At 73.5% G+C, this 7,259-nt stretch carries 3 protein-coding genes; all 3 read left to right on the top strand.

Annotation, left to right across the window (positions count from 1 at the left end; all coding sequences use genetic code 11):
• Window positions 1–4: 4 nt before the first annotated feature.
• The 3 genes from ACFV61_RS06925 (at window position 5) to ACFV61_RS06915 (ending at window position 7,250) form a co-directional block, all read left to right on the top strand.
• A complete protein-coding gene (locus ACFV61_RS06925; RefSeq protein ID WP_380490493.1) occupies window positions 5–4,615 on the top strand; it encodes an amino acid adenylation domain-containing protein in 4,611 nt (1,536 codons plus the stop codon).
• Window positions 4,616–4,670: 55 nt separating this feature from the next.
• On the top strand, window positions 4,671–5,444 hold the full coding sequence (locus ACFV61_RS06920) for a thioesterase II family protein (protein ID WP_079135957.1): 774 nt from the start codon (window positions 4,671–4,673) through the stop codon (window positions 5,442–5,444).
• Between the two features lie 261 nt (window positions 5,445–5,705).
• A complete protein-coding gene (locus ACFV61_RS06915; protein WP_380490491.1) occupies window positions 5,706–7,250 on the top strand; it encodes a tryptophan halogenase family protein in 1,545 nt (514 codons plus the stop codon).
• The last annotated feature ends 9 nt before the right edge of the window (window positions 7,251–7,259 follow it).

Below are 7,259 nucleotides of genomic sequence, written 5' to 3'. Positions count from 1 at the left end.
CGACATGAGTGAAACCCAGACGTCCACGTCCCGCGAGGACCGCATAGCGGCCCTGCCCGAGCACCTGCGGGCCCTGCTGCGGGACCGCCTGGCGGGCGCCGAGACGCCCGCCCCCGAGGCCGCCGCGAGCACCGCGCTGCGCCCCGCCGACCGCGACCGCCCGCTGCCGATGTCCTTCGCCCAGCAGCGGATGTGGTTCCTGTACGAGTTCGACCCGGAGTCGGTCGGCTACAACTCCTCCTTCGCGCTGCGGCTGCGCGGCGACCTCGACCGCGCCGCGCTGCAGGGCGCGCTGGCCGCCGTCGTCGACCGGCACGAGGCGCTGCGCACCACCTACGACCAGGTGGACGGCGTCCCGGTGCAGGTCCCGCACCCGAGCGTGGACATCCCGCTGCCGGTCGTGGAGGCCGGCGGCGGGACGCCCGAGGAGCGGGAGGCGGAACTGCTGCGACTGGTCCGCGAGGAGGCCGGCCGGCCCTTCGACCTGCGCACCGGCCCGGTGCTGCGGACCCTCCTCGTCCGGCTCTCCGACCGCGAGCACGTGCTCGTCCTGAGCATCCACCACATCGCGCACGACGGCTGGTCGCTGTCGATCGTCACCCGCGAGCTGGGCCAGTACTACGCGGCCGCGCTCCAGGGGCGCGAACCCGACCTGCCCGCGACGGGGCCGCAGTACGCGGACTACTCGGTGTGGCAGCGCGAGCGGGCCTCCGGCGGGCGGCTCGACGAGCAGCTCGACTACTGGCGCGAGCAGCTCGACGGCGTCCCCGTGCTGGAGCTGCCGACCGACCGGCAGCGCCCCGCCGTGCCTACCGGGGCGGGCGCCTTCCACGAGTTCAGCGTCCCGGCGGAGACCGTCGCCGGGCTGCGCGAGCTCACCGAGTCCGCCGCGGCGACGCTGTTCATGACGCTCACCGCGGCCACCCAGCTGCTGCTGGCCCGGCTCTCCCGGCAGGAGGACGTCGCGATCGGCACCCCGGTGGCCGGCCGCGACGAGCCCGAACTCGCCGACCTGGTCGGCCTGTTCCTCAACACCCTGGTGCTGCGCGCCCGGATCGAGCCGGGCCTGGGCTTCCGGGACTTCCTGGGCCAGGTCCGCGACACCGTGCTGGCCGGCTTCGACCACGCGGAGGTCCCGTTCGAGCGGGTGGTGGACGCCGTCCAGCCCGAGCGCGACCCCAGCCGGATGCCGCTCGCCCAGGTGCTCATCGTCCTGCAGAACGCCCCCGAGGCGACCCTCGACCTGCCCGGGCTGACCATGGAGCAGCTCGCCCTGCCGCAGGCGAGCACCGGCTTCGACCTCGTGGTGGCCTTCGAGGAGCGCCCCGACGGCAGCCTCTGGTCCGCCCTGGAGTACAGCACCGACCTGTACGACGAGGCCACGGTGCGCCGCTTCGCCGGCCACCTGACCACCCTGCTCGGCTCGATCGCCGCCGACCCCGACCAGGAGCTGGGCCGGCTCGACCTGCTCGACCCGAAGCAGCACAACCGGCTCACCGTGGACTGGGCCCGCAACCCGGTGGCCTTCCCCGAACAGGACCCGGTGCACCTGCTGGTGGCCAAGCGGGCCGCCGAACGCCCCGACGGCCTCGCGGTGGTGCGCGGCGACGAGCGCCTCAGCTACGCCGAACTCGACCGCCGGGCCGGGCTGTTGGCCGAGCTGCTGCGCTCCCGCGGCACCCGCCCCGGCGACGTCGTCGGCGTGTGCTGCGAGCGCGGCCCCGACCAGGTGGCCGCCACCCTCGCGGTGCTCAAGGCCGGCGCCGCCTTCCTGCCGCTGAACCCGCGCTTCCCGGCCGCCCGCCGGGAGCTGATGCTGGCCGAGACCGGCGCCCGGTTCGTCTTCACCGAACGCGCGCTGGCCGCCGACGCGGGCGAGTCCGCCGCCGAGCCGCTGATCCTGGAGGACCTGCGCCCGCAGCTCGACGCGCACACCGGACCGGTGCCCGAGGGCGACCGGGTGGGGCCGGACGCGCTCGCCTACATCGTCTACACCTCCGGCTCCACCGGGACGCCCAAGGGCGTGCTGCTGGGCCACGGCGGCCTGACCAACGTCGTCAACGCCTCCCGGCTGATCGTCGGCACCGGCCCCGAGAACACGGTGACCCAGCTCTCCTCGCCCAGCTTCGACGGCGCGGTCTGGGAGACCTTCCTCGCCCTCGTCTCCGGCGCGGCGCTCGCCCTCCCGGCGAACGAGTCCGAGGCGCTGGGCAGCGAGCAGCTGCGCGCCATGGCGGGAGGCCGGCCCACCGTCCTCGCGCTGCCGCCCGCGGCCCTCGCGGCGGTCGAGCCCGAGGCGCTGCCCGCCGGCTCGGTGGTGCTCGCCGTCGGCGACCGCTGCCCGGTCGGCCTGGCCCGCAAGTGGTCGCGGGTGCACCGCTTCATCAACGGCTACGGCCCGACCGAGAACACCGTCGGCGCCACCATGTTCGAGGTCCAGGACGAGGAGGCCGGCAGCAGGCTGTCGATCGGCCGGCCGCTGCCCAACACCGAGGTCTACCTGCTGGACCCGCACGGCAACCCGGTGCCGCCCGCCGTCACCGGCGAGATCCACCTCGGCGGCCGCGGCGTCGCCCAGGGCTACCTGGGCCGCCCGGAGCTGACCGAGCAGCGGTTCGTCCCGCACCCCTTCGCGGACGACCCCGGGGCCCGGCTCTACCGCACCGGCGACCTCGGGGCCTGGCTGCCCGACGGGCGGATCGACTTCCGGGGCCGGGCCGACGACCAGGTCAAGATCCGCGGCTTCCGGGTCGAGCCCGGCGAGATCGAGTCGGCCATGCAGCGCCACCCCGCGGTCGACCAGGCCGCCGTGGTGGTCCGCGAGAGCGACCGCGGCAAGCAGCTCGTCGGCTACCTGGTCGCCGCGCCCGGCCGCGAGCGGGGCGAGGCGGTCCGCGAGGTCCGCGAGGCCCTGACCGAGGAACTGCCCGCCTTCATGGTGCCGGCCGCGCTGATCCCGATGGACGCGATGCCGCTCACCACCAACGGCAAGGTCGACCGGGACGCCCTGCCGGACGCCCGGGAGGCCCTGACCAGGGTCTCCATCCCGCCGAACGGCCCGGTGGAGACCGCGCTGGCCGAGGTGTTCCGCTCGGTGCTGGGCATCGAGGACGTCGGCGCCGAGGACGACTTCTTCCTGCTCGGCGGCGACTCCATCCTCTCCACCCAGGTGGTCGCCCGGGCCCGCCAGGAGGGCCTGCACTTCACCGCCCGGGACCTCTTCCAGCACAAGACCGTCGCCGCGCTCGCCAAGGCCGCCGGGACGGGGGAGAGCGGGCCGGCCGAGGAGGACCCGTACGCCACCGGGCCCGTGCCGCTGACCGCCGTGCAGCAGTGGTTCTTCGAGCACCACACCGTCAACCCGGGCCACTTCAACCAGTCGCTGCTGTTCGAACTCGTCCCGGGCACCGACACCGAGGCCCTGCGCGCCGCCCTGGCCGCGCTGGTCGGGCAGCACGACATGCTGCGCGCCCGCTACACCCGCGACGCCGAGGGCGCCTGGTCCCAGGAGGTGGCGGCCGAGGCCGACGGCTGCTGGGACTTCCAGCGGCTCGACCTCGCCGGGGCGCCGGACGCCGAGGAGCGCGCCACCGAGGCGTTCCGGCAGGCCCAGAGCGGCCTGCGGCTGGCCGACGGGCCGCTGCTGCGCGCCGTCCTGGCCGACCTCGGGCCGGACCGCCCGGCCCGGCTGTTCCTCACCGCGCACCACCTGGTGGTCGACGGCGTCTCCTGGCGCATCCTGCTCGACGACCTGCGCTCCGCCTACGCCGACCTGGCGGCCGGCCGGCCCGCCCGGCCCGCCGCGCGTTCCACCTCCTTCGGCCAGTGGTCCCGCCGACTGCGCGAGCACGCCCTGACCGGCGGCTTCGACGACGAGCTGGCGCACTGGCGGTCGCTGCCCGAGCCCGCCGGGGAGCCCCTGGACACCGGCCGGTTCGGCGACCGCCGCACCGCGCGGCACACCCTGACCGGGGACGAGACGGAGGCACTGCTGCGCCGGGTGCCCGGCGTGCTGCGCGCGCAGGTCCACGAGGTGCTGCTGACCGCCCTCGCCCAGGCGCTCGCCGCCCAGGGCCACGCCGACGACGGCGGCACCGTGATCGACCTGGAGGGGCACGGCCGCGAGGAGATCCTGGACGGCGTCGACCTGTCCCGCACCGTCGGCTGGTTCACCACGATCTACCCGGTGCTGCTCGACGTGCCCGCGGAGCTGGCGCCGACCGCCGCCGTCCGGGTGGCCAAGCGCCGGCTGCGGGCCGTCCCGCGCCGCGGCATCGGCCACGGCGTCCTGCGGCTGGCGGCGGCCGCCGAGGCCCGGGAGGACCTGCTGGTCCCCGCGCCCAAGGCCCGGATCGGCTTCAACTACCTCGGCCAGTGGGACAACCAGCTGCCCGAGGGGGACCGGCTGATCCTGCGCCACCTGGACCACGGCGGCGGCGACCACGAGCCGGGCGAGACCCGCACCTACGAGCTGGACGTCGCCGCCGCGGTCGAGGGCGGCCGGATGGAGCTGTCCTGCGTGTACGCGGGCGGCCGGTTCGACGAGACGGCGGCCACCGCCCTGCTCCAGCGCATGCACGAGGCCCTGCGCGAGATCGTCCGGGCCTGCGGATGACCGGCCGGGCCGGTACGGACACGGCCCCGCGGGGCCGACGGAAGGAAGTGACCGTTTGAACGACGACCAACCCTGGCTGGTGATCCCCCGGCCGCGCCCGGAGGCGACCCGGCGGCTGGTCTGCCTGCCGCACGCCGGCGGCAGCGCGGGCTTCTACCGGCCCTGGGCCAACCACCTCTCGGCGGCCGTCGAACTCCAGCTCGTCCAGTACCCGGGGCGGGAGGAGCGGATCGAGGACCCCTTCGTCCAGGACGCCGCGAGCCTGGTGGCCCAGCTGACGCAGGCGCTGCTGGAGACCGACCGCCCCGGCGTCGAGACGGTCGTCTTCGGCCACAGCATGGGCGCGCTGCTCGCGTACGAGACCGTGCAGTCCCTGCACGCGCAGGGCCTGCCGGTGGCCCGGCTGGTGCTCTCCGGCTACCCGCCGCCGCAGGCGCCGGCCGGCTCCGGCGACGGACCGGCCGGGCGGGCGCCGGCCCTGCCCCGCGGCGACGACGAGCTCCTCGCCACGGTCGCGGGCCACGGCGGGACCCAGATGTCGATCTTCGACGACCCGGACATCCGGGAGATGGTGCTGCCGATCCTGCGCAACGACTACCTGCTGATCGACTCCTACCGGCCCACCGCGCTGCGCCCGGTGGACTGCGGGGTCGTGGTGCTCACCGGGGACTCCGACGTCACGGTGAGCGTCGAGCGGGCCCGCGGCTGGGAGGCGCTGGCCGGCAAGGAGTTCGCGTTCCACGTGCTGCCCGGCGGGCACTTCTACCTGACCGCGCAGCGGGCCCGGGTCATCTCCCTGCTGCACGACTACCTGCTGGACGGTGGCTGAGCCGGCCCTGCCGGTCAGGCTCAGTCACTGCCGAACCCCCGCCGAATTCCGGCGAGTTCCGCCGAACAGATGGCACCCCCAACCATCGGGTGTCATCTGTTCGGCATGCCGGAAAACACCCGGCGAAGGCCGGGACGCGCTGGAGTGCGTGTTTCCGCTGAGGCTTAAAAGCCTGTTTTCCGGAGGCTCCGCTGCCGCAGGATTTCGAGCCATGGGACAGCCCGGGGCTCCGGGTTGAACGACCGGCTGAGAGGGTCAGGAATGCTGGGCAACGTCGTCATCGTCGGTGGTGGGACATCCGGTTGGATGACCGCCTCGTACCTGCGCGCCGCATTCGGCGATCGCATTTCCGTCACGCTGGTGGAATCCAAGCGAATCAAGTCCATCGGGGTCGGCGAGGCGACCTTCAGCACCGTCCGGCATTTCTTCAACTACCTGGGCCTGCCGGAGCACGTCTGGATGCCCAAGTGCAATGCCACCTACAAGCTGGGCATCCGATTCGAGAACTGGCGGCGCAAGGGCCACTACTTCTACCACCCCTTCGAGCGCCTCCGGGTCGTCGACGGCCTGCCGCTCACCGACTGGTGGCTGAACAGCCGCTCCGGCGACCGCTTCGACCAGGACGTGTTCCTGATGGCCGCGATCTGCGACGCCGAGAAGTCCCCGCGCTACCTCGACGGCACCCTCTTCGAGCAGGACTTCAAGGAGGGCGGCAACACGACCGAGCGCGACACCCTCACGGAGCAGGACACCCAGTTCCCGTACGCCTACCAGTTCGACGCCTCGCTGCTCGCCGACTTCCTCTCCGGGTACGCCACCGAGCGCGGCGCCAAGCACATCGAGGACGACGTCGTCGAGGTCGTCCAGGACGACCGCGGCTGGATCAGCGGCGTGCGCACCAAGGAGCACGGCCTGATCGAGGGCGACCTCTTCATCGACTGCACCGGCTTCCGCGGCCTGCTGATCAACCAGACCCTGGAGGAGCCGTTCACCTCCTTCCAGGACACCCTGCCCAACAACCGCGCGGTGGCGCTGCGCGTCCCGGTCGACATGGAGAAGCGCGGCCTGCGCCCCTGCACCACCGCCACCGCCTCGGACGCCGGCTGGATCTGGACCATCCCGCTGTTCGGCCGCATCGGCACCGGCTACGTCTACTCCGACGAGTACGCGACGCCCGAGGAGGCCGAGGCCACGCTGCGGGCCAAGGTCGGCCCGGAGTCGGAGGGCCTGGAGGCCAACCACATCAGGATGCGGATCGGCCGCACCCGCAACGCCTGGGTCAACAACTGCGTCGCCATCGGCCTGTCCAGCGGCTTCGTCGAGCCCCTGGAGTCGACCGGCATCTTCTTCATCCAGCAGGGCATCGAGGAACTGGTCAAGCACTTCCCGGACGCCAACTGGGACCCGGGGCTGCGCCGCTCCTACAACCGCATCGTCGGCAACACCATCGACGGCGTACGGGAGTTCCTCGTCCTGCACTACAAGGCCGCGGCCCGCGAGGACAACGCCTACTGGCGGGACGCCAAGACCCGGGTGATGCCCGACGGCCTGGCCGAGCGGATCGAGCTGTGGAAGGCCAAGCCTCCGACGGAGGCCACCATCTTCCCGCACTTCCACGGGTTCGAGTCCTACTCCTACCTGGCCATGCTGCTCGGCCTCGGCGGCATCGAGCTCAAGGCCCCGCCCGCACTCGCCCTGCAGGACGGCAGCCGCGCGGAGAAGGAGTTCCAGCTGCTGAGCGACCAGTCCGCCGAGCTCCTGAAGCGCCTGCCCAGCCAGTACGAGTACCTCGCCCAGATGCACTGACCCCTTCGG

This window comes from Kitasatospora sp. NPDC059817 (assembly GCF_042731835.1).
Taxonomy (GTDB): domain Bacteria; phylum Actinomycetota; class Actinomycetes; order Streptomycetales; family Streptomycetaceae; genus Kitasatospora.
This window is presented reverse-complemented; position numbering and strand designations above follow the sequence as displayed.

Bases quoted from the DNA above. Each gene is read 5' to 3' on its own strand.
- ACFV61_RS06915 (WP_380490491.1), top strand. From the start codon at position 5,706: ATGCTGGGCAACGTCGTCATCGTCGGTGGTGGGACATCCGGTTGGATG.
- ACFV61_RS06925 (WP_380490493.1), top strand. From the start codon at position 5: ATGAGTGAAACCCAGACGTCCACGTCCCGCGAGGACCGCATAGCGGCC.